This is a genomic window from Mucilaginibacter sp. OK098 (assembly GCF_900142915.1).
Taxonomy (GTDB): domain Bacteria; phylum Bacteroidota; class Bacteroidia; order Sphingobacteriales; family Sphingobacteriaceae; genus Mucilaginibacter.
In genome coordinates, this window is the sequence record NZ_FRCM01000009.1 from 206,584 (window position 1) to 233,073 (window position 26,490).

Here is a 26,490-nt window from a genome sequence, read left to right on the forward strand (position 1 = left end):
TTCTTCATTAAATTGCTAAAGAAAATCATCGTTTTTTTTTAAAGCGTTAATAACCTCGTCGGTGTTCAAAACGGTTGCAAATTCATCATTTAGCATTGCCAAAGCGGTTAAATGGATGGTTTCCGCATCGTAATGTTCGCCCTTGATCCCTGTTTTTGCAAAGGCAGCGGTAGCATCGGCTACTACAAACGTGTTGTATCCAAAATTGCCGGCCATCCTGGCTGTGGTTGATACGCAATGTTCAGTTGTAAGGCCCACTATAACTACGGTATCAATGTTTGCGGCATCCAGTTGCTGTTGCAGATCGGTGCCGATAAAAGAGCTGTTTACCGATTTTTTTATCACCGGCTCTCCGGGTAAAGGTTTTACAATTTCTTTGTGGGCATTGCCGGGGTTGCTTTCTGCCAGTAAGGAGTTGGGATTGGTTGAGCAATGCTGAATGTGAAACAGCGGCAGGTTGTTTGCCCGCCAGTGGTTGAGCAGTTTGCGTGCGTTTGCTTCTGCATCGGGATTATTGCGTTCGCCGCCCCAGTACGGGATGTTATCAAAACCCTGCTGTATATCAACTAATATCAGCGCCGGGTTGGTGTTTTCTAATGTTTTCATACCTCAAAATTGCAGCTTTAGAAGGGCTGGAATTTTGCTGTGAGGCTTTATTTGTTTGTTTAATAGCAGATGTTAACGGATTAAAAATGATATTAACGTAGAGACGCAATACTTTGCGTCTCTGAATCAAATAACCAGGAGTGCATTTATTGATTATTTGTATACTTGAGACGCAAAGTATTGCGTCTCTACATTTAAAAATCTTTCAAATAATATATTGTTAAATGCATTTATCTACTTTTCATAACACCAGCTCGCTCCTTGCACTCTTTGGCGATGCGCCAAACCTTTGCTTATAAACTTTTGAAAAATGCGAGATATTTTCGAACCCGCTGCTATAAGCCACTAACGATACCGGATCATTCGAAGTCTTTAACTGATACTCGGCATATTCCAGCCTGCGGTTTATCTGCCATTTTACCGGCGTGGTATTAAAACGTTCGGTAAACTCCTTTTTAAAAGCGCTTACACTTCGCCCCGTAAGCTTAGCCATATCAGGGATTGAAAGCTGCCTGTTAAAATTAGTTTCCATAAAGTAAGCAAGGTCAACCTTTTTATCGCTAACCAGGTCTTTCAAAAATGAAACAAAAGTTTTTGATCCATCGCCAGCCAGGATCTGCAATAATACCTGGTGGGCCACAAATTTCACAATGCACCTGGAATACTCCTGCTGGTGTAAAATATGCTGTATAGCCTGAGTTATGTTAGCTTTTATAAACTCAGAGGTTTTAAAGGTGAATGGCGGCAGGTCGGCATTCAGTTTTTCCTGCTTAAACTCCGGAACATGGCTCTCCAAAAAGTAATCTACAAACTCGTTTTCCATAAAAATAAGCAGGCTGGTATAATCGTCCGACGGAAACAACTGGTAATTACCCCGTCTCCTGAATTGGATATCTCCGGCCATAAGGTGTTGCACATAGCTGCCATACCTAACATCAATTGAGCCTGTCAAAATTACCTCGAGGCAATGCGCAGTTTGCAGGGTATCATCGCATCTGAAGGGTCGCTTTTTATCAATGACAAAGCCATACATATCTGACAATCGTAACCTGATATGCGCATGGTGATCAAGCAGGTCTTTAGGAATTTGTATCATCTTAAAAGATTAAGTTCCACTAAGCTACATTTTGTAATGCTGTCTTTTTAACTTTTTGATGAATTGTAACAAATCCATGATAAAAACCACCGCTACTTAGTGTATGGGCTATTTTTAATATATTAGGGACAACTAACTGACAAAATTAATTCAAATGAAAAAACTTTTACTTTTTGGCTGCGTTATGCTGTTTGCCCTGCTAACAAGGGCGCAGCAAACATTCCCGGTAAACGGCGCCTGGGATATCCGCCCCGGCCAGTACGCCTTCACCAATGCCAGCATTGTTGTAAGTGCCGATCAAACCATTACCAACGGTGTTTTGCTGGTTAAAGACCGGCAGATAGAAGCCGTTGGCGCTGACGTTAAGATCCCCAAAGGTTATGTTACAGTTGATTTGAAAGGGAAATATATTTATCCCGGTCTTATTGATGCGTATACCACCTATGGCATTCCCGAAGCGTCAAGACAGGCATTTGCACAGGGTGGCTTTGGCAGGGTAGCCGTACCGGTATCAACCAAACCGGGCGCTTACGGCTGGAATGAATCTATCAAGCCCGAGATGAACGTTAAGGCGGTATTTCATGGCGATGCCTCAAAAGCCGAGGATTATAAAAAGAACGGCTTCGGAGCGGTACACACATTGATCCACGATGGTATTGCACGCGGTACATCGGCAGTAGTTTCTTTAGGCGATGAACGCGATAACTTTGTAATGCTTAATGGCGAAGCTGCTGCCAATTACTCATTCAGTAAGGGTACTGCGGCAACTAATTATCCATCATCATTAATGGGAAGCATTGCGCTGCTGCGTCAAACCTATTACGATGCCCAATGGTATAAAAATCAGAAAGAGGAATATAATATCTCGCTTGATGAGTTTAACCGCACGCAGGCTATCCCGCAAATTTTTGAAGTGTCAGACCCGCTGAGCGTTTTGCGCGCCAATAAAATAGGTAAGGAGTTTGGCAAACAATATATTTTTAAAACCGACGGACAGGAGTACCGCCGCATTGACGCCATGAAGGCTACAGGCGGTAGCTTTATTATTCCGCTTACCTTCCCCGAGGCATTTGATGTGGAAGACCCGCTTGATGCCCGCAATGTAAGCTATACCCAAATGAAAGATTGGGAGCTGGCCCCAACCAATCCCGCTGTTTTGGAAAAGGCAGGGATAAAGTTTGCCATCACCTCGTACGGGTTAACCAATGCACGTGATTTTTGGACAAATCTGCGCACCGCCATTGATAACGGCTTGAGCGAAAAACAGGCTTTAATTTCCCTTACAACCGCACCTGCCGAAATGCTTGGCGTGGCTGATAAGGTTGGTACACTTGCCAAAGGTAAAATGGCCAACTTTATTATCACATCAGATGATCTGTTTAAAAAAGACAATGTAATTTATGAGAACTGGATAGAAGGCCACCAGTATGTGGTTAGCCGCATGAATGTAACCGACCTGCGTGGTAACTATAACTTCGCCAGCGATGCTTTACCGGGTGTGATCCTCAAAATAAGCGGCACACCAGGCGCTTATGATGTTAACCTGGAACGTAATACCGCCGACAGCACCCATGCAAAAGGAACCATTACCCGCACCGGCGATATGGTAAGCATCTATTTCGATCTTAAAAACAAACCAAGCGGCAACGTAAGGCTGAACGGTTATATCACCAAAACCTCTCCCTTAACCTTTAACGGCAGTGGGATCTTGCCTGATGGATCAGAAATGAAATGGTCTGCCACTTATACCGGCCCCGCATCTGCAGAAAAAGCAAAACCTGAGTCGGCTAAACAACCAATTAATGATGGCCCTGTAATTTATCCGTTTGTAGCCTACGGCAATACCGAGTTGCCAAAAGCTGAAAGCGTATTGTTTAAAAACGCTACCGTTTGGACAAGCGACAAAGACGGCATCCTGCAAAATACTGATGTGTTGATTGAAAATGGCAAGATAAAGGCTATAGGCAAGGGCATAGCTCCGGGCAGCGCCAAAGTTATTGACGCTACTGGTAAACACCTGTCGCCGGGTATTGTTGATGAGCACTCGCACATTGCAGGCAGCGGCAGCATAAACGAAGGCACGCAGGCTGTTAGCGCCGAGGTGAGGATAGCTGACATTTTAAATTCGGAAGACATAAATATTTATCGCCAGCTGGCGGGTGGGGTTACCACATCGCACATTCTGCATGGCTCGGCTAACCCAATTGGCGGCCAAACCCAGCTGATAAAACACCGCTGGGGTGTATTGCCCGATGAAATGAAGGTTGAAGGCGCAGACGGTTTTATAAAATTCGCTCTTGGCGAAAACGTTAAAGGCAGCAATAACGGTGCTGTAATCGGAGCTGCCCGTTTCCCGCAAACCCGCATGGGTGTTGAGGAGGTTTATATTGATGAATTTACCCGCGCTAAAGAATACAAGGCTGCACGTGCTGTAAAAGGCAGCAATGTGCGCCGCGATATTGAACTGGATGCCATTGTTGAGATATTGGATGGCAAACGTTTTATCACCTGTCACTCTTATGTACAATCGGAAATAAATATGCTGATGCATGTTGCCGATTCAATGGGCTTTAAAATAAACACCTTTACTCACATTTTGGAAGGCTACAAAATGGCCGATAAAATGAAAGCGCATAATATTGCAGGTTCAACTTTCTCCGACTGGTGGGCTTACAAAAATGAGGTTGCCGAGGCTATCCCGTATAATGGTAAGCTGATGCATGATGTTGGAGTGTTAACTGCCTTTAATTCGGATGATGAAGAGATGGCCCGCCGCCTTAACCAGGAAGCTGCTAAATCTGTTGCCTATGGGCACATGAGCGAAGAAGAAGCCTTAAAACTGGTTACCATTAACCCGGCAACCATGCTGCATGTTGAAAAACATATCGGCAGTATAAAAGTAGGCAAGGATGCCGATTTAGTGCTATGGTCTGCTGATCCGCTTTCTATTTACGCAGTTGCTGAGAAAACCTATGTTGACGGCATCCCTTACTGGGATATTGACAAGGATGCGGCCAATCAAAAAACAATGAAGACCGACGAAGCAAGGATCATCCAAAAAATGATTGCCGCTAAAAACAAAGGAGCGGTAACACAACGCCCGGCAGGCAGGCGTCCGCGTAATAATGAGGCTGACGAAGATGATGAGTTTGTATCAGGGGATGGCGTAGGACAAAGTAATTCAAACGGAAAATAATTAACAGATGTGCGGATGTGCAGATATGAAAATGTGCGGATGCTATATCTGGTTAACTAATTAAAGAGGCATAAAAAATGAACAAGATATTTTTAATTTTTGGAGGATTATTGCTAAGCACTATCCTTGCAAACGGCCAGGCAACTATATCGCCTGCCAAGGCACAATCAAAACCGGTTATTATAAAAGGCGGTACTATCCATGTGGGTAACGGGCAGGTGATCAATAATGGCTATGTAGCTTTTGATAAAGGCAAAATAACTGCCATTGGCGAAGGCGCTGCAGCCAATACCGCAGGCGCCGATGTTATTGACGCTACCGGCAAACAGATCTACCCGGGCTTTATTTGCCCCATAACCACTCTGGGCCTTATTGAAATAGGTGAAGGTGCCCGCGGTACGGTAGATGATGAAGAAACAGGCGACCTGAACCCTAACGTGCGCTCAATTGTAGCTTATAATACCGACTCGAAGGTGATCCCAACGGTACGCTCAAACGGGATCCTGCTTGCTCAGCCAACACCAAATGGAGGCACCATTTCAGGACAATCGTCAGTTGTGCAACTTGATGCCTGGAACTGGCAGGATGCTGCATATAAAACAGATATAGGCATTCATTTAACATGGCCGGTTGCAAGGGTGCAGAACCGCAGAAGAGGCGTTCCAACTCCGGGCGTTCCGCAGGAATCTCCGGCAGAAAAAGCTCAAAAAGCCATTGACGAAATAGAAAACCTGTTTAATGAAGCTAAAGCCTATGCTGATATTGCAAAACCAGAGGTGACTAACATTCGCCTGGAGGCAATGAAGGGATTGTTTAACGGCGCCAAAAAACTATTTGTCAATGCCGATGGCGCCAAAGAAATAGTACAGGCGGTAAACTTTGGTAAAAAAATGGGCATCCAGGTGGTAATTGTTGGCGGCAACGAATCATACCTTGTTACTGAGGTATTGAAAGACAACAATATACCTGTGATATTAAAGGAAACGCAAAGGCTTCCTGATAAAGATGAGGACGATGTTTACCTGCCGTATAAGCTGCCTAAAATGCTGCAGGATGCCGGCGTATTATACGGCTTAACCGGCATAGGTTTCTGGCGTCAGCGCAACCTGCCATTTGAAGCTGGTGAAGCGGTTGGCTATGGCTTAACAAAAGAGCAGGCTATCTCTATGATCACCATTAACAATGCAAAGATCCTGGGTATTGATAAAACCACCGGAACGCTTGAAGTTGGTAAAGATGCAAACCTGTTTATCTCTAAGGGTGATGCGCTGGATATGATCAGCATTGATGTTGACAACGCATTTATACAAGGCAGGAATATTAATTTGGATAACCTGCATAAACAGCTATACAGGAAGTTTGCAGATAAGTATGGCGTAAAGGCCGATTTGTAACCGCTTTTATAGATCATAAAATAGCGATGGGTATAATACTCATCGCTATTTTTTTTGACATGGTAAGTGAAATATACGCCCTGATAGTCATAACACTATCACACAAAACTCTTTCTTTCGGACTTCCGGACTCCCCTCTACCTCACCAAAGTTCCGATTGCTTCTCCTTCAGCAATCTTCATAAAGTTGCCGGGTTTATTCATATCAAAAACGATGATTGGGAGGTTGTTTTCCTGGCAAAGGGTAATGGCGGTCATATCCATCACGTTGAGGCCTTTGTCATAGACTTCCTGGAAGCTTATTTCGTCGTAGCGGGTTGCAGAAGGGTCTTTCTCCGGGTCGGCGGTGTAAATGCCATCAACGCGGGTACCTTTTAGTACCACATCGGCTTTTATCTCGATAGCACGCAGGGAAGCGGCTGTATCGGTAGTAAAATATGGGTTACCGGTACCGGCGCCAAAGATCACAATTTTGCCAACTTCCAAGTGGTGCATAGCACGGCGGCGGATGTAAGGCTCGCAGATCTGTTCCATTTTTATGGCTGATTGCAAGCGGGTTTCAACGCCTATGCTTTCAAGGGCATTTTGCAGGGCCATACAGTTAATTACGGTGGCAAGCATCCCCATATAATCGGCCTGTGCACGTTCCATGCCCGATTTTTCGGCACTTAAGCCACGGAAAATATTACCGCCGCCAACAACAATGGCTATCTCAATGCCTTTGTCATAAACATTTTTAATGTCTTGTGCATATTGTAAAACCTGGTTATTGTCAATGCCGTATTGCTTATCGCCCATCAGCGACTCGCCGCTAAGTTTTAGTAGGATTCTTTTATATGCCATGAGGTAGTTAAATTGGTCAAAAATATAGAAATATAATCAGTGTTAAAATTTTATGAAGAAATAGACACTAATTCCACGAATTTTTTCGAATTTCACGAATTAGGAAAAAAGTAATTCGCTTTAATTAATGTGAATTCGTGCTTGTCAAAAATCAATTCGTGTAATTCGCCTTAATTCGTGCCATTCGTGTTTATTAATTCACCCTTAAACACAGTCCCCTGCACTTCAAAATCAGCATTAAAAACAATCAGGTCGGCATCAAAGCCTGCGGCAACCTTTCCCTTTTTAGGGAGCCCTGCCAGCTGGGCTGGGTATAACGATGCCATGTTAATAGCTTCGGCAAGCTCAATACCCACCTTCTCTACGCAGTTCTGTACTGCTTTAAGCATGGTAAGGCACGAACCTGATAATGTACCGTCGGGCATTACATAACGGTCGCCGGTAAATTGGTGCTGATAGGTGCCTTCGGTAGCGGCTGTAACGGCATCGGTAATTAAAAATAGCTTATCACCCAGTTCGCGTTTAGCAAGGCGTACCATTGCGAAATCAACATGGATGCCATCGGCAACAATGCTGGCATATGGGCGCTCTTCAAATATAGCGGGGATATAACCCGGCTCGCGGTGATGCATTTGCGGCATGGCATTAAACAGGTGCGTTACCGCCGGGATTGGTTTATTTAAAAATGCTTTCCCTTCCGCATAAGTAGCGTTGCTATGTCCGCTGGACAATATCACACCATGCGCATGCAGGTAATCAATCACCTCATGGTCCTGGAGTTCTGGGGCAATGGTCATCATTTTAATAACGCCATCGGCTTTTTCAACCCAGCGCTTTACTTCGGCAAGGGCAGCCTTTTTGATCAGGCTGGCCGGATGTGCGCCTTTTTTTATTGGGTTCAGATAAGGCCCTTCCAGGTGCAATCCCCAAAAGTTTCCTTTACAACGTTCGCGGTAGATCTTAGCCGATTCAATCCCTTTTTCAACAATATCATTGGTATTGGTGCCGATGGTAGCAAAAAAGCCAATGGTTCCCTGGCTCAGCAGGTCGGTTTCCATGCGTTCCAGTGCTTCCACTTCGGGAGTTCCTGCAAATAGCTTGCCACCGCTGCCATAAATCTGGAGGTCAATTAAACCGGGAGCAAGGTATGCACCTTTAAGGTCGATCTTTTGAACGCCATCAGGCATGGCGCTTTCATCTGTAATGGCAATTATCTGGGTGCCGGTAATTAAAACCACTTTGCCACCGGTAATGTGGCCATCAGAGATGAGCTGGAGGTTGTGGAGGGCTGTTATCATGATATTTACAATTTTCCCTATTTGTCATTGCGAGCGTAGCGCGGCAACCTCGTCGAACGCTTGGCAACCATGCAGGTTGTACACCGTTCTATTCGCCCTGCATAGCTACGAGGTTGCCGCGCTACGCTCGCAATGACAGAGCGAAGAAGTTAATTTTATTATAACAAAAAAAATCCCCTTCGTTTTAGCGAAGGGGATTAAATATTTAAGCTCCTAAAGCAACCCGCTTAAAGGCGGTAACTGTTAAACCTTTTTCAACAGTGCTCAGGAATTGAGCAACGCTTTTTGAAGGATCCTTAACAAACTCCTGGTTTAATAAGGTTGAATCTTTATAAAATTTGTTCAACTTGCCTAAAGAGATCTTTTCAACCATTTCTTCAGGTTTGCCTTCTGCACGGATCTGCTCTTTTGCAATTTCAAGCTCGCGCTCAATTGTTGTAGCATCAACACCGTCTTTATCAATAGCAACAGGGTTCATAGCTGCAATTTGCATGGCAACGTCTTTACCTGCTTCGTCAGCACCGGCAGCGTTAGCGCTTAAGCCAACCAATACACCTAAACGGTAGTTACCGTGGATGTAAGCAACAACTTTTTCGCCTTCAACAACAGCATATTTAGATACACCGATCTTTTCGCCGATCTTACCTGTTTTGTCAATGATAACTTCACCAATTTTAGCAGTGGTAGCGTCAACATCAATAGTAAGGTCATAAAGTGCTTCAATAGTTGCAGGTTTTTCCTCAACAGCTTTGTTAGCTATCAGGTTAGCAAATGCAATAAACTCAGCGTTTTTAGCTACGAAATCAGTTTCGCAGTTAAGCTCAATGATCACACCAAATTTGCCATCAGCAGATGAACGTGCAATAACCACACCTTCGTTTGATTCCCTGTCCTGGCGGCTTGCGGCAACTTTAGCGCCTTTTTTTCTTAAAAAATCAATAGCAGATTCAAAATCGCCATTGGTTTCAGTTAAAGCTTTTTTGCAATCCATCATACCGGCACCAGTTTGCTGGCGCAGTTTGTTTACGTCGGCTGCAGATATAGTTACTGTAGACATTTCTTTGTTTTTTATATGTTAAAAATCGTAAGCCCTAAGTCCAAAGTCACTCGGTACTTTCGACTTAAGACTTACGACTAAATTTTATTATTCCTCTGTTGATTCAGCAGTTGGAGTAGCATCTTCAACCGCAGCATCAGCTTCAACAGCTACTTTGCGGTTTCTTTTGCCTTCGGCAGCAGGTGCACGGTCAACAACCGCAACTTCCGGAGCATCAGCTTTCGCTTTAGCAACGGCTGCTTCTTTTTCAGCTTCGTCTTCTTTCTCGCGTTTGCGCTCATCCAAACCTTCAACAATTGCCTGTATAATAATACCGGTAATTAATGAGATTGATTTGGTTGCATCATCATTCGCAGGGATAGGGAAATCGATGTTTGAAGGATCAGAGTTGGTATCAACCATAGCAAATGTAGGGATGTTCAACTTTAATGCTTCTGAAACTGCGATGTGCTCTTTCTTAACGTCAATCAGGAACAATGCAGCAGGTAAACGGTTTAAGTCCGCAATACCGCCTAACAAAGTTTCTAATTTAATACGCTCACGCTGTATCATCAGTCTTTCTTTTTTAGAAAGGTTGCTGTAAGTACCGTCTTTAGTCAATTTATCGATGTTTGACATCTTTTTGATCGACTTGCGTACAGTAGCAAAGTTAGTTAACATACCACCTAACCAACGTTCGGTTATGAAAGGCATGTTTACTGTTTTTGCATATTCAGCAACAATATCTTTCGCTTGTTTCTTTGTAGCTACGAATAATACCTTACGTCCTGATTTTACAATTTGTTTTATAGCTGCAGCAGCTTCTTCAACCTTAGTTAAGGTTTTATTTAAATCTATAATATGGATACCGTTACGCTCCATGAAAATGTACTGTGACATTTTCGGATCCCATTTGCGGGTAAGGTGACCAAAGTGTACACCTGCATCCAGTAAGTCCTGATATGTTGTTCTTGCCATTTTGTTGTCCTCCTTAAATTATCGTTTACTGAATTGGAATCTCTTACGTGCTTTCTTGCGTCCTGGTTTTTTACGCTCAACCATACGGTCATCACGTGTCATTATACCTTTAGCACGAAGTGAAGGTTTCTTTTCAGGATCGAGTTCAACAATAGCTTTCGCAATAGCTAAACGAACGGCCTCAGCCTGTCCTTTAACACCACCACCAGCAACATTTACCTTAACATCAAATTTTCCGGTTGAACCAGAAACCTCAGTGCTCTGAGTAACGATGTATTGCAATGGCAATGTTGGGAAGTATTCTTTGTAATCTTTACCGTTTACGATAATTGCACCGCTACCATCTGTTAGGTAGATGCGTGCAACAGCTGTTTTTCTTCTGCCAGAAGTGTTTGTTGTTGTTGGCATTTTTTCTTTTCTCCTAAATTAAAAGTTAAATGGTTGTTGGGTTTTGTGCTTCATGAGGATGCTCAGCGCCTGCATATACATGCAAATTGCCAAACAATGCTTTGCCCAAACGATTTTTAGGTAACATACCACGCACCGCTTTTTCAATTACGCGTGTCGGATGCTTTGCCATTAACTCCTTAGGAGAAATGAAACGCTGACCACCTGGGTAACCAGTGTAAGAAACATAGCGCTTGTCGCTGAATTTGTTTCCGGTCAGTTTTACCTTGTCTGCATTGATAACTATAACATTATCGCCGCAGTCTACGTTCGGGGTGAAATCAGGCTTGGTTTTTCCACGGATGATCATTGCGATCTTCGTAGACAAGCGCCCCAAAATCTCGCCTTGTGCGTCAACAACAACCCATTGTTTGTTAACGGTTTTTTTGTTGGCTGAGACAGTTTTGTAACTTAACGTATTCACTTGCTTTAAATTAAATTTATTAAACGTTTATTATACCCCGCATTTTCGGGACTGCAAAGATACGCTTAATTGTTTTATTTGCAAGGGGTTTTTGCGATTAGTTGATTGAGTTAGATTGGGTTGATTAAGTGAGTGGGTTTTTGAGGGGAAAGTTGGAAGGTTTTAAGGTTGGACTGTGTGAGGATGTTGTGGATGAATTTGGTAGAGACGCGATGCTTCGCGTCTGACGGCGGAAAGGTTAACGATATGTTCGCGATTCGTGTTTGTAATGTTTTTTGTAGGAATGCAATGCTTCGCGTCTGACGGCGAATTATCTGAACCGGGATTAAGCGGATTTCAGGATTTACCGGATTGTGGCTCGATAATCTTTAATAAATTGCCAAATCTCCCAGCATCTGAAAAATCCGCTTAATCTGTTTAATCCCGGTTCAGATACATGGGCGTTCCCGCTGATAGTAGCGGGCGGGCCATACGTTCATACGCCCGCAGGCCTTAGGCGCGAAGGCAGGTATCCACTTCTGTCCCTAACGCAAGGTTGTCTGAACCATGATTCGTAGGATTTGCGGATTACAGGATGTCGGTTTAAGAGAATGTTGGGAGTTACTGCCTACTACCCACTCATAACTGCCCACTGATTTAAACCCTTAAGGCACACCCAGAACCGACTTAATTCGAACGCTTTAAGCATTTGCTTTTCAAAAACCTTTTTTTATATTTAGTGAAAATTACCTAAACCGTAATTCAGCATCATTTAAATTGATTGCTTGTTCACGTTAACCTGATTCACTAGTTATTTTGCCCGATTTTCATGAATTATACCTGTCACGATAACTCCGCAATAAATACCACTGAACCAATAAAATTCCGGGCAAACCGGCAAACCAATATTTAAGATCTAAAATATGAAACGATTTTTACTTGTTTTCGCGGCAGCGGCTGTAGCTGTGGCATTATCTGGTTGCGATCACGCTAAGACCTATGATGGTCACGACATACAAGCGTATTTCGTTATAGGCGTTATCCTGTTGTTATCTATCGGACTTGGTATGTATACCAATATGCTTCGCGACGAGATAAGCGACTGTGACCAGTTTGATGAAGAAGTTTCAAAAGTGCAGCGCCGCACAAAAACTAAACTACTGAATAAAAAAAGTCCTTTCAGTTTGGCAAAAACACAGTTTGCCGCGTGGACGGTGATCATAGCTTCGTCGTACATTTATTTGTCGTTAACCAAGGGCGACTGCGCGGATGGCGCCATCAATAAAACCGCCCTGGTATTAATGGGCATCGGTACCGGCATCCTGACGGCAGCTGCAATTATTGATAAACGCGAAGCGCTTGATAACAGGCCGCGGCATCAAAATCGTCCCTCGAAGGGTTTTTTCTCCGATATTTTATCAGACCACAACGGGGTGAGCATCCACCGGTTCCAGAATTTTGTGTGGACCTCCATCGCCATGATTGTGTATATAATGAAGGTGGCCCACGTGCAGAGCGGCTGCGTAATGCCCGAACTGAGCGATACTTTACTGGCCTTAACCGGGATAAGCGGCGTTACCTTTTTAACCATGCGGGCTTCCGAAAATAAGCCGGTTGTTGAAAATGCGACGGAAGATGCTGCCGCCGTAAATGTTGTTGCCCCTGCCGGCAGTCCGGTTGATGTTGTCAGCACCACTACTGTTTCTGTAAGTAATAATCCGGTAACCGGGCCGTGATCAGTGGGCGTACTTACAATGATGTTTTACTATTGGGCATACAGGGCACCGGTACGTCTCCTCTTTGGGCCGGCGTGCACACTAGTGCCAGAGGATGAGTGAATCCTGTTGCAGTAACTAATAAAATGGTTGTTTTTAATTTTTCAATCTTATCATGAGTCTAGACGAAGCCTTATTTAGAATAACTGAAATCAAAAAAAAACGTACAGATAAATTGGATTTAAGTGGTCTTGGATTGACACATTTTTCCTTCAGTAAAGAACTTCTAGAAGTTAGTGATTACTTAACAGAACTAAATATTTCCAATAATCGATTTGGGTATGAAGGAGCGTTGGAAATCGGTAAGTATCTAAAAAATTTGTCCGTTTTAAATATTAGTTTTAACAATATCGGTTTTGGCGGGACGGCAGAAATTAGCAGGAACCTGAAAAACTTATTATATTTAAATATTAGTGATAATAATATTGGATACAAAGGATCGGAAGAAATCAGTAAATTCCTCAAAAAATTGTCGTACTTAGACATCAGCGCAAACAACATTGGAGATGATGGAGTCACGGAAATTAGCAGGTATCTTAAAAACTTATCATATCTGAAAATTAGTTCTAACAATGTTGGATATTCTGGAGCATCAGAAATAGGCAATACTCTCAAAAATTTATCCTACCTAGATATCAGTGACAACAGTGTTGGTGTAGATGGAACAGCAGAAATTAGCAAATCCCTCGAAAATTTGATATACCTAAATATCAATTCTAATAACATAGGCAGTGCGGGAGTTTATGAAATCAACCGACACCTCAAAAATTTATCGTATTTAAACATCGGTGCGAACAACATTGGGGATGATGGCGCAGCAAAAATCGCTGAAATTGTAAAAAACTTATCTTACTTAAATATAAGCTCCAACGATATTGGAGATGATGGCGCGGTGAAAATCAGCACGATGTTTAATAATTTATTTTCCTTAAATATTGCATCTAATAACATCGCTGATATGGGAGTTTCGGGAATCAGTAAGTCCCGTAATAATTTATTCTATTTAGACATCAGTAACAACAACATTGAAGATCATGGTGCAGGCGAAATTGGTGAATATCTGAAAAGTTTGTCCTATTTGGACATTAGCTTTAACAAGATTGGGGACGATGGGGCTGCGAAAATCAGTAATTCTTTAAAAACTTTGTCTTATTTAAACATTAGTAGCAATAATATTGGAGATAACGGTATAAATACCATTTATATAGCTTATAAAGATATTACTCATACCTCTATTCTTCTAAGTAATAATAAAACTAGTCCTGTTCTAACATCTGCCACAACAAGTTGGGATGGGTTACGACAATATTTTGACAGTATAAGCATTAAGGAAAAGAACGTGACGCTGCGAGCTCTAAATATATTATTGTTGGGAAATACTTTCTCGGGAAAAAGTTCCCTACAGCAATTCTATTTAAATGGTGGAAAAGTGTTTGAAGAAATAAAAAAAGAGGATCGTACTTGGGGTATTACCCATAATACAATTGAGAGTCCTTTGCTAAATAATTTAAGGCTTTCATTCTGGGATTTCGGCGGACAGGAATATTTTCATGGAACACATCGGCTATTTATCGGTGGTCGAAATTGCTTATACCTTGTTTTATGGGAAGCGGAATACGAAACAATGCAGACTGGTGAACTGGATGAAAAACCACTCAGAAACGAAAATAACGATGAATGTTACCCTGCGGCTTATTGGTTAGGCACCATTCACCATTTTGAACAAAATAAAGATGTAGGGGAAAGAATCATGGTATTACAGTCGAGAATGGATGTGCAAAAAGTTAAAAAGGATGCACAAAAAACACATACTGAGTCATGGCCTTCTTTCTTAAATAAACAGAAATTTGGGTTACAACCAGAAAACAGCGTAGGGGTTAGTATAAAAGGAGCTTCATCAATTGGTGAAACACATACTCGAAGATATTATGAAGCTCGTTGGAACGTATTTAAAATTCGTTTCGAACAATTAATAAAAAAATATAAAAGCGAGTATCAGTTCAATGAAGATATGTTTAAAATATTGGGTGAAGACGGTTTGCTTAAGTGGCGCACTCAATATCCTTTAGCTTTAAATAAACAGGCTTTTTTAAATTTATGCCACGCGTTTTATGCCAAAGGAGATGACTTTATCATCCCATATCTGGAAAATAGTGGCGATATCTTGACGTTTAAAGACAATCCGATCCTAAGCGATGCAGTATTTTTAAACCCAGAAGGTTTGCTTAATAGTATTTATGGTATTTTGAATCAGAATGTAAAACAAAAGGGAGGTGTATTCTTAAAAAAAGATGTAAAAAATGAAGTTTTATTAAACGTTATGATAGAAATGGACTTGGTTTTTGAAAATCCGCAAAAACCTGGCGAATTTATCGCGCCGCAGTTTATGAATGAAAATGCCGAGATTTCGAAATTGCTTAGCCATTTACGAAAACTTCTAAAAATTGCATTTTCCCTTCGTTTTCCTGATTTTATGCCGAGGGGCATGGTGACCCGTTTTATTTCGAAAAAAGGGAAACGTTCAGTTGATGGTGTCTTTTGGAAATATGGAGTGATGTACCATTATTCTGGCTTCGCAGGAAACGATATAAAAGTTTTAGTTGAAGCCGATGAAAATAACCGTTTTATTCGCGTTTACGCAGATGACAAACCTGGAAGATATAATGCCTTAATCGAAGTTTATGATTGGTTTGCGATGCAAAAAGACTTTGATGAATCCAAACGAGAAACTCAGCGAAGCACGGATAAAAATTCACAGGAACTTAAAGAGCGAAAATTCGATGATAAGAGACTGGGCGGTGATTTGGAGTTATCTATTGATGGTCAAAACTATGCGGATATTGAAGAAATTAACAACGCGATCGATCAAAGCGCTCTTAAAGTACGAGATACTACTGGTGGTTACATGTCGATCGATAGTATGTTTTACGTATTACTAAACAAAACTACAGTTATGCCAAAAAAGATTTTTTTTTCCTATTCGAGGTACGACAAAGGATATCGCGAAGAGCTTGATGTGCATTTTGCCACATTGAAACGACAGGGCCTTATAGCAACATGGTATGATGGCGAAATCGAGGCTGGGATGGATGCTAACGCAAAAATCAAAACAGAACTTGAAAACGCTGACATCGTTCTTTTTTTATTGAGTCCGCACTTTATTGCTAATGATTATATTGTAAACATTGAAATGAAAATTGCTAAGGAACAGCACAAAACGGTTGTCCCAATCACCATCCGCGCATGCGACTACAAGAAGTTTTTCGCAGAATATTTTGAGGAGGACAAACAGGGTTTCCTGACCGAGAAACAGTTTTATAAAGGTCAAGGCAATTGTGAAACTAGGGAGCGAGATATTATCTGGATAGCCTCAGAACAGCATGCAGCCAAGCGCGACGAATATTATAATTTTATTGTTGAAGGGGTGAAAAGAATTATCGAAAGATAAGATTATATATCTATTTGACATAAGACCAAGATCTCATTACTTAATCTCTAGCTACCGCAAGGCTCTAGCCTTGTGGCCCGCTGACAGGTAACAAAGCGACAGGTAACCAATCTACTAATCAACAATAATCTTAAAAGTATTTTTTTGTATTAAAATGGCGCTTTATTAGTGAAGCGGGCTACCTATACGCGGACCACAAGGCTGGACCTTGCGGGAGCGAGGAATTACCTGTGGTACCCGGAATATATTGCCTTCCCACCCAAAATTACTTCCGCATACCCTCCTTAATTTTTTCCCGGTGCTGCTCGCCCCAGGCACTTAGTTCAGCTATTATGTTTTTTAAAGTGTGGCTATAACCGGTGGCTTCATAAACAATGCTGACCGGGGTGGTTGGGTATACGTTACGTGTGATAAGGTCATTCAGTTCCAAATCTTTTAGTTCCTTAGCTAATACCTTGGCGGATATGCCGGTGACCTCATGCTGGATCTCGTTAAAACGCTTTGACGATTGTATCAGGGAAAGGATCAACGCCAGCTTCCATTTTCCGTTCAAAACATATAACGCATCGAGGATGTTTTTGAGCGAGCCTGCACATTCTTTCCTGTCCGGAAGGGGTTCATTTTTAATCACTTTCATAGTTGCAAAGGTACTCACTTACCTCAATGTAACCGCTTTCCTTTAGGTAAGTACTAACTTTTTACCACTTGCTAACCATAGTTTTGCCTTTGAAAATTAATCAAGCAAATTCTATGAAACGCATACTTCATTTAAAATCGAGCATCCAGGGCGCAGCATCGTACAGCATTAAGCTGGGTAACCATATCGTCGAAAAGATCCGGGACAAGTATCCGGGCAGTACGGTAGAAGAATTAAACCTGGCCGACATCGAAATTCCGCATCTTAACGCTGACGTTCTTCGTACATTCTTTATTCCCGCGGATCAGCTGACCAGCGAGGAAAAAGAATCAATCCGGCTTTCTGACGAGCTGGTTAAAACCTTATTCGCTGCAGACATCATCGTGATTGGCGCACCGCTGATCAACTTTACCATCCATTCTGCGCTAAAGGCCTGGATAGATCATATTACCAGGGCCGGAATAACTTTTGGGTATGGTGCAAATGGCCCCATCGGGTTGGTGACAGGAAAAAAAGTTTATGTAGCCATGTCTTCCGGTGGTGTTTATTCTGAAGGCCCGGGTAAAGCAAACGACTTTGTAGCTCCTTATTTAAAAGCTTTCCTTGGCTTTTTAGGCATGACAGATCTTACGGTATTCCGTGCCGAAGGATTAAAAGTGCCGGGCGTAAAAGAACACGCACTGGAAAGGACGATTGATAGTATAATGATAGATTAAATTTTTTATCGACTGCAATTTCCTTTTCCCGGCGCGTGTGTAGCTCCGCCCAAAGAGATGGAGCACTCATAACACCGATAATAAGGATTGAATTACCCTCACCCACCCAGCAACACTACCATCCATGTTTTGCGATAGCATTATACCATACCCCCCTTGCGCAGCAAGGGGCTTTTATGCACACTTACTTAATAGCCGGCCTTAATAACAACGAGGTGGTAGTGCCTAATAAGGCCCCGCCGAAAACATCGCTGGGGTAGTGTACGCCCAGGTACATCCGCGAGTAGCTTACCGAACCCGCCCATAAATACGAAGGAACTATCACATACCATTTTGGATATGCCCTTGATAACGCCGTTGCTACCGCAAAGCTTGTTGATGCATGCCCCGAAGGGAACGAGGTGCTGCCGGCATTATAAACCGCTACGATTTTTAAATTTTGCACAAATGGCCGGCGGCGCTTAAATACAGTTTTCATTAACAAGGTAACACCCAAAGTTATGGCTGCGCTGCTGCCAACATATAAGGCGTTCTGGCGCATCTGGCTATCGTGCCGTACAATGCCGCCTGCCATTAGTGCGACGGGTATGCCATAGGCAACATACCCCAGTGAATTTGATAAAAACAGCATTTTTTTTGTTTCGCCATCATTACGCTCCAAAGCCAGGTCGATTAAAAATCTGTCATCAAATCGCTGAACAAAGTTATTCACCTGCGCTGCCTGGACCTTTACTTGTGTTGTGGTTTTTGTTTGCTCCGGCGTTTTGGGTTGCTCTTCTGTTTTTACCTGCCCAAAAACATTCCCCGCAAAGGGTACAGCTATCAATACTTGTAGCACAAATAAGGCATTGATTAACCTTGTACACTTGCTTATTTTCATAATAATGTTAGTATGATGTATATTATATTGCTCAATTAGAGGCATTTGCCTTAACGCAACACCGGTTTAACAATAAAAGGTTCAAATTGTTAAAATTTATCCGCTATTAATCATATCTATTATTAAAACTCACTAAAGCAGGTGAGCGACAATGCACCTCTGGCACGAGTGTGTAGCGCCGGCCAAAAGAGGTAGGGCACTCGTGACTCCGCTAATAGGTTGAACTATTCCCCCTATCCTCAAAAACTTTTCTCCCCAAAAAATTCTCTCCCCAATAATTATTACCTATCTTTATAGTTATATCACTATATTTATAGTTGGCATTGATTTAATACAATCATATCTCCTGAAATAACACCATGATAAAAAGCAATCTAACACGTACGGTTTACCTCGTCTTATTACTGATTACCTGTTCCGCAGGGCAGGTTTTAGCCCAAATTCCTGTTCGTACCGGTCCCGCACCTGCCGACGAAATAAAAAAAGCCCGGCTTGCCCTTGATACCAACATGAACAACATGGCAGCACATAAAACTTATATCTACGCCATGGGCATAAATACGCAGCAGGTTGTTGATCAGTATAGAGAATGGATGAAAAAATACCCGGAAAATGTGACTGTCCCATTGTCTATCGGTACGGTTTATTATAATGCTGAAATGCCGCAGTCGGGAGAGTTTTTGTTAAGAGTAGCCGCAATGGAACCCGGAAACGCTAAAATATGGTCGATGCTTGCGGGAGATGCATTTACAAGGGGGGAAAAAGATCTGTCGACTGAATATCTGAGAAAGGCAACACTGGCAGACCCTTCAAATGCCAATTATGCGGTATCTTACCTGAGGTCTTTTGAGGACGGCGATCCGGATGCGTATAAGCAAAAAGTTTTTGATTTTTTAAAGCGTTTCCCCGAAAATGAAGCCGGCGCCATGGCACTATGGGAGCTTGGCGAACGCGCCGTAAACCGTACCGACAAGATTAATTATTTCGAAGAGCTCCGTAAATTATATCCTCCGCAAAAATTTAACTGGTCGGCGTCCGGGATGGTAGGATTAGCTGATATTTATCTGCAAACAGCCCCGGAAAAGGCGTTAGCGTTAATTAACGAAATGGGCGATGAGAAAAATTGGAAGATGAGGAAACAAGCGGCTGAATCACTAATACAGATCAATAAATTAGAGCAAAACCAAAACTATAAAGAAGCCCTGATTGAACTTGACCAGGTAAAACTCCCGCGGTTTAATTACATGAACGACTTTATCATATTGAAAAAAGCAGCTTTGCTGGAAAAATCCGGTAACGTTAAAACCGCCTATGACAGCCTGGCTATAAGATTTGCAAAATCACCCACCGACGAGATTCATAACCTGCTTGCATTGTATGGAAATAAAATTGGTAAGGATAAAGAGCACATTATGAAAGATATTGAGACCATGAGGAATAGCACGGCAGTTGCCGCTTATCCATTTGATTTGGGCCTTTATACCAGTAATGGCAAACTGAATTTGAAAGATCTTAAGGGTAAAGTAGTATTGCTTACGTTCTGGTTCCCAGCTTGTAGCCCCTGCAGAGCGGAATTTCCGCACTTTGAGGCTGTGCTCAATAAATTTAAAGGGGATAATGTAGTATATGTCGGCATTGATGTATCGCCTCTTCAGGATGGGTACGTGATCCCCTTGCTGAAAAATGGCAAATATTCATTTATCCCGCTACGCGGCAATTCAGATTTTGCTGCTAAAAACTATGGCGTACAGGGTGAGCCTGAAAACTTTCTGATAGACAAAGACGGAAAGATTGTTTTTAGCGGTTTCCGAATCGATAGCACCAATCACCACACACTGGAACTGATGATAGCTTCATTATTGCAAAAAGGCGGGAAAAGTAATTGATCCTTTTAAATGTGATTATTATGAAAAGAATAATATTGGCCGTTTTTATGTCATTGTCTATTTTATCAGCAACACATGCCCAGGTATTGAAGCCTGTAAGGTGGAGCTATGCAGCAAAAAGACTGAGTAAAACAGAAGCAGTGCTTTTTATAAAGGCTGCTATTGATGAGGACTGGCACCTCTATTCGCAAACAGTGCCGGAACGCGGACCTACCAGGACCTCTTTTGCCTTTTCGTCCTCAAAAACATATACGCTTATTGGCACACCGCAGGAACCTAAGCCATTATCAAGATTTGAGAAAGTATTTGGCGTAGAGGTGCCTTATTTTGAGAACAGTGTAATATTTCAGCAAAAAGTGAAACTCAATGTTAACGGCCCGGTAACCGTTAAGGGCAGCATAGCGTATATGACCTGCAATGATGTAAAATGTTTACCTCCCGAAACAGTGCCATTTTCGTTTATAATTAAATAAATAGGCATATCAAATAAGATAGGTTTTGTATATACAAGAATTGAAGGATGGCCTTGTCGGTCTTGTACGGCTATAGGTTTAAATAGATAAAGCCTGATAATCCGACACTTCCCTTCCGGCGCAACGCTGCCGGGCAACAGCTAGCGCACAAACCCGAAAACATCAATTTTATAGCGCTTGATTATCAGTAGCTTACATTTGTTTAACCATTGGTGAAAAGTTAAACACGCTGATAGTTAGCATGTTATACTTTGTGCCAGGTGTTCCGTTTGTAAAAATGGAACGCTTTGCCGGAATATAATCCAATCTCTCTCTACCCCCTTCATCCCGCCTCACACTTTCAAAATTGCATTATAAAAAATAAAACATTATTTTTATAAACACCAAACCCGGCGGGCAAACAAATACCGAATGTACCGTTTCCCGGCAACAAATAAATAACCTGTAACCTTTTATCACATGGCGCATCAATGCAAAATTTCTATCAGCAATACCAATAATCAATATGCGCTTACTTTACAAAGCCTAACGGCTGAAGGCAGTTTCAGTGACGTGGTCCCGGCCGGTACAAGCATCCAAAACGGGGTACAGATCCCTGCCGGCGAAACACTGAGTTTTGTATTAACCGGCGGCATTATCGAATCGGCGGAGGCTACCATGGTGTGGTTAACCGGTGCTGCAGAAAACAATACGCAGGCCGAAATTACCATGAAGTTTGCAAACAAAAGCATCCTGTTCTTAGGCAATAAAGTTGATTTAAGTGTGGCCCCGGCAAGTGCGAGCTCGTCGTTGGCTTTGCCTGCTTATGGTGTTTCCTATTTTTACGCTTCGGAGGGTAATAGCAGCCCCATGGGCCGCGATCATATCAATAATGCGGGGGCTCATTCGCCGGTTAATGTAAATTACGCCGTGGTAGCCAATAATTTTGTTGCCGAAGCCCCTCCAACCCCGTTTTTGCCGGGAATAACCAACGTAGTGATGCTGATGATGGAGAACCGTTCGCTGGATAATTTATTAGGGGGAATCTACGCCACATCAAACCCGGCCCATGTTTATCCCGCATGCAGCGCTCCGGCGTATGACGGTCTGCCGCCCTCGTTCAGCAATACTGACGGGGATACCACGCTGGTGGTAAACCCCGTTCCGGCCGGTGAGTGGGAAGTTCCAAATCCCGATCCCGGGGAGCCGTGGTACGATGTGAACCAGCAGGTTTTTAACATTGCGCCTACCGGGGATAACCCGTACTCCACCCCGCCGGAAGGCGCAATCCCCAATATGGGTGGTTTCCTGGCAAACTACGCCGCGCAACCCCATAATGGCGGTCCGGCGCAGATCATGCAGTTTTACACGCCGGCCCATCTACCGGTATTAAGCACCCTGGCCACCAGCTATTCAGTGAGCGACGCCTGGTTTTGTTCCGTGCCTTCCCAAACGTTTGCAAACAGGGCTTTTTCCATTGCCGGCACTTCAAACGGGTTTGTAGATAACTATAAAAAATACGGAACCAACCCGTTGGATACCATCCAGCCCAGCATGCGGTCTATCTTCCATGTGTTAAGCAATTGCGGCAATGATGATTGGGGAATTTACTGGCACCAGCATGCGCTGGAACCTATCCCCATTACGGCAGAGATCTTTCCGCAGGTGAGGGACCTGATGATCGAACAGCCTGGCAATTTTCACCGGCTGAAAACATTTTTCGACACCATAGATAACCAGGATACTTTGCCCGCATTTTGTTACCTGGAGCCTGTATTTTACCCGGAGGTGGTGCTGGGCAAAACGCTTGTTTCTGCCAGCGATTATCACCCGCCTTATAACGTTTGCCCGGCCGAGCAGCTGCTTGCCGAAGTTTACAACAAGCTGAGCACCTACAAAAACTGGGATACCACCCTGTTTATTGTAACATTTGATGAACATGGCGGCACTTTAGACCATGTGCCGCCTGGCCCCACCCTTGCGCCTGATGAAATGACCGATTGGTCGGGTTTTACATTTAACCGGCTGGGGGTACGCATCCCAACACTGCTAATCTCGCCGCGGGTAGCTGCAGGCACCGTATTCCGTTCGCCGGATGCGGGCATTCCGTTCGACCATACTTCTTTTGTACGCACTATCCTTGGCTGGCAGGGCATTGATGTAGGCGGCGGCGTAATGGGCGCCCGCGCTGTACAAGCCCCTGATTTTTCGGGCGTGCTTGCAAACAGCCCCATAAACCAGGCCCAGGTACCACTTAACCCACTCAGCTGCACAAATACCGATGCCGACATGCCGCTTAACGATCTGCAAAAATGCCTGCTGGCCATGCTTGGCCGCCACATCAGCGGCGCTGAGCCAGGCAGCGATGAACATAAACTGGCTGTTGACGGATTAGCTTCCTTAAATACGGTTAATGAATTAACAGCATATGTGAAGAAGGCGATGGAGGGAAGGTAAAGGCAGGCGTTTTTGGGACCTGATTGCGCAAGCTAACTATGCCGAAAGAGATCTACCTATTAGGTGCAGCGTGTTACCAGGTTAAGATCGACCAGTCGCCGCCTTATTATCCGGCCGGTACAATGGCAGAGCAATACCACAACATGGCAGATTGGTACAGGCTGGGGGGGGATAAATTGAAGGCGCTGGCTGCAGAAAAAAAAGCCATTAAGTTGTGGGAGAAAGAGGCTAAAGGGAATTTACATTGAGATCAGGCTTTCGATAAATGGTTTCAGGTCATTATTGAACCAGTTTGCTTCCTCATTATGAACCATAAGTTGTTGGGTTTCTTTTTCGTAATTGGCTATTAAGGTCAGTCCCAATTCATTATTTGCATCTAACAAAACCAATTCGTCTACAGCATCGAAATTGTTTTTTAATAACGGGAGCGTGTTGGCATACATCTCCCGGATAATTTGAGGTTTAACAAGATGCCGGCCACTTTCGTGCCGCTCTTTGGCCCGGGTTAAACAAAGGTCTATATCGTCTGTAAAAAAAAGTACTATATGAAGTTTATTTTCAGCCCGGAATTTTTTCGTTGAAAGGATATACTCGTATTGATGAGAATATCCAAGATTTAATTCAAGCGCAAAATCCTCATTCCTGATCAGCATCCGGCGTATTGTATCTCTTACGCGATGGATAGAATACTCGTTATAATCTGCATATCCTTTCGCCTTATACCTAAAGCGCATTTCATCTTCATTCAGGATGTCGAGGTCTGGATTAATAAATTCGTCGCCACTGGTACTTTTGCCTATCCCCGGTGGACCGGCAATAATATAAAGCGTCGACATTTATTTTAACATCTTGGTGCTTCCATCTGCATATTCGGCAATGTAATGCCCATCTTTCTTATAAACCAGTGGCTGACCGATTGAAAAAAGGTACGCCTTCGCCTCTTGTTTCATGCCGCTTAGCCATTTAGTGCGTTCAGCCGGTGACATCAGCCAGGGTTTTTGGATCATTTTACCCTTCTTTAACATTAACTCTAAAGGAATTTCCTGCTCCATTTTATTGAAATTAATACTCAAAAATAATAAAAATAAAGATAGATTTCAGCGCGGGCATTCTTAACAACAACCATTTTATCTTAACAACCCTCCTTCTAATAGTCCTGGAGCAACCTGCACAATCAAAAGCATGGCACCTTGTTCAGCAATCTTTCTCTTATCCTTCCCCCCTTTTGTCATCCCCGCCTAATATTTCAACAAACAGGAACGTTCGTTCCAATAATGAATTACATTTGCGGAACGATTATTCCAAATATAGAAAATTAATCATCAAAACATGAAAAAGTTAGCAAACAAAGTAGCGGTTATAACAGGAGCATCAAAAGGGATTGGGGCTGGCATAGCCAAAAGCCTGGCAGCCGAAGGCGCATCAGTAGTAGTAAATTATTCCTCTGCAAAAGATGGCGCAGATAAGGTAGTGGCAGAGATCGTCAGCAATGGTGGTAAAGCAATTGCCGTGCAGGCCAATGTTTCAAAAACAGCCGATGTGACCCGTTTATTTGAGGAAACCACTAAAGCCTATGGCGCGGTAGACATCCTTGTGAATAATGCCGGCGTTTACAAATTTGGCGCAATAGACCAAATTACCGAAGAAGATTTTCACAGCCAGTTTGATACCAACGTACTTGGCCTGCTGCTTACAACACAGGGCGCATTGAAAAGCTTTAATGAAAATGGCGGCAGCGTTATCAACATAGGTTCTGTTGTGAGCAGCATAGCCCCGATTGGCAGTTCCATTTACACAGCAACAAAGGGGGCGGTTGATGCCATTACCCATGTATTATCAAAAGAGCTTGGGCCTAAGAAGATCAGGGTGAATTCTATCAACCCCGGCATGGTTGAAACCGAAGGCACGCACACTGCAGGGTTTATCGGCAGTGATTTCCAAACTGAAACAGAACGCACAGCACCGCTTGGCCGGATAGGTCAGCCGGAAGATATTGCACTGGTTGCCGTATTCCTGGCATCTGAAGATTCGCGCTGGTTAACAGGCGAAACTTTGCTGGCCGGTGGCGGAGTGAGGTAAGAAGAGAGAGGCAAGATTGTAAGAGACAAGAATCAAGATAGAAAGAGTCAGGAATCAAGAGGTCAGGAGTCAAGATAAAAAATAGAAAAATGCCCATTTGTAGCGTTAAGCAGGCGGATACTCATTTTTCTTAATTCCTGATCTCTTGATTCTTGACTCTTGACCTCTTGCTTCTTATTAAAATTGAATAGCTTTGCTTAAATTACAAGCAAGGCTATTCCTGTTATGGCAAGAACGAAAGATTTTGATGAAAATGAGGTGCTGAACAAAGCGATAGCTATTTTTTGGCACAAAGGATATAACGGCACCTCCATGCAGGACCTGGTGGATGGCCTCGGCATCAGTCGTTCAAGCCTGTATGATACCTATGGCGACAAGCACGCCCTGTTTATCAAAGCATTGGAAAGCTACCAGGCCGCGGGTTCTGCTAAAGTTTGTGCTATTACCGACACTGCCGGATCGGCCAGGGAAACTATAAAAAAGCTATTGGAATTGATTGCTGGTGAATTACTGGACGACCAAAAGCATAAAGGCTGTTTTATGGTAAATGCCGAAGTTGAAATTGGCCCGCACGACCCGGAAGTTAGCAAGATGGTATGCGAAAGTGACCAACACATGGAAGATGCCCTTTACCTGGTGATCAAAAAAGGGCAGGAGAGTGGTGAGATAGCCAACAAGCAGGATGCAAGGGCCCTGGCCCGGTTTACGTTTAATACGGTGAAAGGCATCCGCGTAACTGCAAAGTCAATTACAGATAAATCGGTGTTTGACGATATCATTAAACTGGCACTAGCCACACTTGATTAGGCCTGTTGAACGCAGGTTGCCAACTGCAGATTACGAAGCCCTAAACCTTGTTTCTCT

Annotated in this window: 23 protein-coding genes; 11 read left to right on the top strand and 12 right to left on the bottom strand. The window is 43.1% G+C overall.

Features of this window, described 5'->3' with window-relative positions:
• Positions 1 to 15: 15 nt before the first annotated feature.
• Together BUE31_RS26850 and BUE31_RS26855 are read right to left on the bottom strand one after the other, a co-directional pair.
• Positions 16 to 606, bottom strand: a complete 591-nt coding sequence (locus tag BUE31_RS26850) for a cysteine hydrolase family protein (protein ID WP_073406951.1) — start codon at positions 604 to 606, stop codon at positions 16 to 18.
• A gap of 241 nt (positions 607 to 847) precedes the next feature.
• Positions 848 to 1,702 (bottom strand): helix-turn-helix transcriptional regulator, encoded by an 855-nt coding sequence (locus BUE31_RS26855; RefSeq protein WP_073406952.1) that lies wholly within the window; start codon positions 1,700 to 1,702, stop codon positions 848 to 850.
• Positions 1,703 to 1,856: 154 nt separating this feature from the next.
• Here BUE31_RS26855 and BUE31_RS26860 point away from each other — a divergent pair, with 154 nt between their 5' ends.
• On the top strand, positions 1,857 to 4,898 hold the full coding sequence (locus BUE31_RS26860; protein WP_073406953.1) for an amidohydrolase family protein: 3,042 nt from the start codon (positions 1,857 to 1,859) through the stop codon (positions 4,896 to 4,898).
• A 77-nt stretch (positions 4,899 to 4,975) separates the two neighbouring features.
• On the top strand, positions 4,976 to 6,292 hold the full coding sequence (locus BUE31_RS26865) for an amidohydrolase family protein (protein WP_073406954.1): 1,317 nt from the start codon (positions 4,976 to 4,978) through the stop codon (positions 6,290 to 6,292).
• A gap of 137 nt (positions 6,293 to 6,429) precedes the next feature.
• Here the strand turns inward: BUE31_RS26865 and pyrH are convergent, their stop codons facing one another.
• The 6 genes from pyrH to rplM form a co-directional block, all read right to left on the bottom strand.
• A complete protein-coding gene (pyrH, locus tag BUE31_RS26870) occupies positions 6,430 to 7,134 on the bottom strand; it encodes a UMP kinase (RefSeq protein WP_073406955.1) in 705 nt (234 codons plus the stop codon).
• 170 nt (positions 7,135 to 7,304) lie between these two features.
• Positions 7,305 to 8,432 carry an N-acetylglucosamine-6-phosphate deacetylase gene (nagA, locus tag BUE31_RS26875; protein WP_083620380.1) on the bottom strand — a complete coding sequence of 376 codons (1,128 nt, stop codon included), beginning with the start codon at positions 8,430 to 8,432 and terminating at the stop codon, positions 7,305 to 7,307.
• Between the two features lie 205 nt (positions 8,433 to 8,637).
• Positions 8,638 to 9,489, bottom strand: coding sequence for a translation elongation factor Ts (tsf, locus tag BUE31_RS26880; RefSeq protein WP_073406956.1), 852 nt, complete (start codon positions 9,487 to 9,489; stop codon positions 8,638 to 8,640).
• 87 nt (positions 9,490 to 9,576) lie between these two features.
• Positions 9,577 to 10,446, bottom strand: a complete 870-nt coding sequence (gene rpsB, locus BUE31_RS26885; protein WP_073406957.1) for a 30S ribosomal protein S2 — start codon at positions 10,444 to 10,446, stop codon at positions 9,577 to 9,579.
• Between the two features lie 18 nt (positions 10,447 to 10,464).
• Positions 10,465 to 10,854 carry a 30S ribosomal protein S9 gene (rpsI, locus tag BUE31_RS26890; RefSeq protein ID WP_073406958.1) on the bottom strand — a complete coding sequence of 130 codons (390 nt, stop codon included), beginning with the start codon at positions 10,852 to 10,854 and terminating at the stop codon, positions 10,465 to 10,467.
• A 25-nt stretch (positions 10,855 to 10,879) separates the two neighbouring features.
• A complete protein-coding gene (rplM, locus tag BUE31_RS26895) occupies positions 10,880 to 11,317 on the bottom strand; it encodes a 50S ribosomal protein L13 (RefSeq protein WP_073406959.1) in 438 nt (145 codons plus the stop codon).
• Between the two features lie 902 nt (positions 11,318 to 12,219).
• Between rplM and BUE31_RS26900 the strand changes: the two genes are divergently transcribed.
• Together BUE31_RS26900 and BUE31_RS26905 are read left to right on the top strand one after the other, a co-directional pair.
• Positions 12,220 to 13,032, top strand: coding sequence for a hypothetical protein (locus BUE31_RS26900; protein WP_073406960.1), 813 nt, complete (start codon positions 12,220 to 12,222; stop codon positions 13,030 to 13,032).
• Between the two features lie 154 nt (positions 13,033 to 13,186).
• A complete protein-coding gene (locus BUE31_RS26905; protein ID WP_073406961.1) occupies positions 13,187 to 16,519 on the top strand; it encodes a TIR domain-containing protein in 3,333 nt (1,110 codons plus the stop codon).
• 265 nt (positions 16,520 to 16,784) lie between these two features.
• Here BUE31_RS26905 and BUE31_RS26910 read toward each other — a convergent pair whose 3' ends face one another.
• Positions 16,785 to 17,156 (bottom strand): winged helix-turn-helix transcriptional regulator, encoded by a 372-nt coding sequence (locus BUE31_RS26910; protein ID WP_073406962.1) that lies wholly within the window; start codon positions 17,154 to 17,156, stop codon positions 16,785 to 16,787.
• A gap of 113 nt (positions 17,157 to 17,269) precedes the next feature.
• Here BUE31_RS26910 and BUE31_RS26915 point away from each other — a divergent pair, with 113 nt between their 5' ends.
• Positions 17,270 to 17,872, top strand: a complete 603-nt coding sequence (locus BUE31_RS26915) for an FMN-dependent NADH-azoreductase (protein ID WP_073406963.1) — start codon at positions 17,270 to 17,272, stop codon at positions 17,870 to 17,872.
• A gap of 184 nt (positions 17,873 to 18,056) precedes the next feature.
• Here BUE31_RS26915 and BUE31_RS31500 read toward each other — a convergent pair whose 3' ends face one another.
• Positions 18,057 to 18,752, bottom strand: a complete 696-nt coding sequence (locus BUE31_RS31500; RefSeq protein WP_083620382.1) for a phosphatase PAP2 family protein — start codon at positions 18,750 to 18,752, stop codon at positions 18,057 to 18,059.
• A 359-nt stretch (positions 18,753 to 19,111) separates the two neighbouring features.
• Between BUE31_RS31500 and BUE31_RS26925 the strand changes: the two genes are divergently transcribed.
• The 4 genes from BUE31_RS26925 (at position 19,112) to BUE31_RS26940 (ending at position 23,795) form a co-directional block, all read left to right on the top strand.
• Positions 19,112 to 20,638: a TlpA disulfide reductase family protein gene (locus tag BUE31_RS26925; RefSeq protein ID WP_073406964.1), complete on the top strand. Its 1,527-nt coding sequence runs from the start codon at positions 19,112 to 19,114 to the stop codon at positions 20,636 to 20,638.
• A 20-nt stretch (positions 20,639 to 20,658) separates the two neighbouring features.
• Positions 20,659 to 21,111, top strand: coding sequence for a protein-disulfide reductase DsbD domain-containing protein (locus BUE31_RS26930; RefSeq protein ID WP_073407062.1), 453 nt, complete (start codon positions 20,659 to 20,661; stop codon positions 21,109 to 21,111).
• A gap of 459 nt (positions 21,112 to 21,570) precedes the next feature.
• A complete protein-coding gene (locus BUE31_RS26935; protein WP_073406965.1) occupies positions 21,571 to 23,547 on the top strand; it encodes an alkaline phosphatase family protein in 1,977 nt (658 codons plus the stop codon).
• A 38-nt stretch (positions 23,548 to 23,585) separates the two neighbouring features.
• Positions 23,586 to 23,795: a hypothetical protein gene (locus BUE31_RS26940; RefSeq protein ID WP_073406966.1), complete on the top strand. Its 210-nt coding sequence runs from the start codon at positions 23,586 to 23,588 to the stop codon at positions 23,793 to 23,795.
• Here BUE31_RS26940 and BUE31_RS26945 read toward each other — a convergent pair.
• Positions 23,787 to 24,383, bottom strand: a complete 597-nt coding sequence (locus BUE31_RS26945; protein ID WP_073406967.1) for a hypothetical protein — start codon at positions 24,381 to 24,383, stop codon at positions 23,787 to 23,789. The two genes, BUE31_RS26940 and BUE31_RS26945, sit on opposite strands and share 9 nt — an antisense overlap.
• Positions 24,384 to 24,599, bottom strand: a complete 216-nt coding sequence (locus tag BUE31_RS26950) for a hypothetical protein (RefSeq protein ID WP_073406968.1) — start codon at positions 24,597 to 24,599, stop codon at positions 24,384 to 24,386.
• A gap of 277 nt (positions 24,600 to 24,876) precedes the next feature.
• Between BUE31_RS26950 and BUE31_RS26955 the strand changes: the two genes are divergently transcribed.
• Together BUE31_RS26955 and BUE31_RS26960 are read left to right on the top strand one after the other, a co-directional pair.
• Positions 24,877 to 25,626: an SDR family NAD(P)-dependent oxidoreductase gene (locus BUE31_RS26955; RefSeq protein WP_073406969.1), complete on the top strand. Its 750-nt coding sequence runs from the start codon at positions 24,877 to 24,879 to the stop codon at positions 25,624 to 25,626.
• Positions 25,627 to 25,851: 225 nt separating this feature from the next.
• Positions 25,852 to 26,433: a TetR/AcrR family transcriptional regulator gene (locus BUE31_RS26960; protein ID WP_073406970.1), complete on the top strand. Its 582-nt coding sequence runs from the start codon at positions 25,852 to 25,854 to the stop codon at positions 26,431 to 26,433.
• The last annotated feature ends 57 nt before the right edge of the window (positions 26,434 to 26,490 follow it).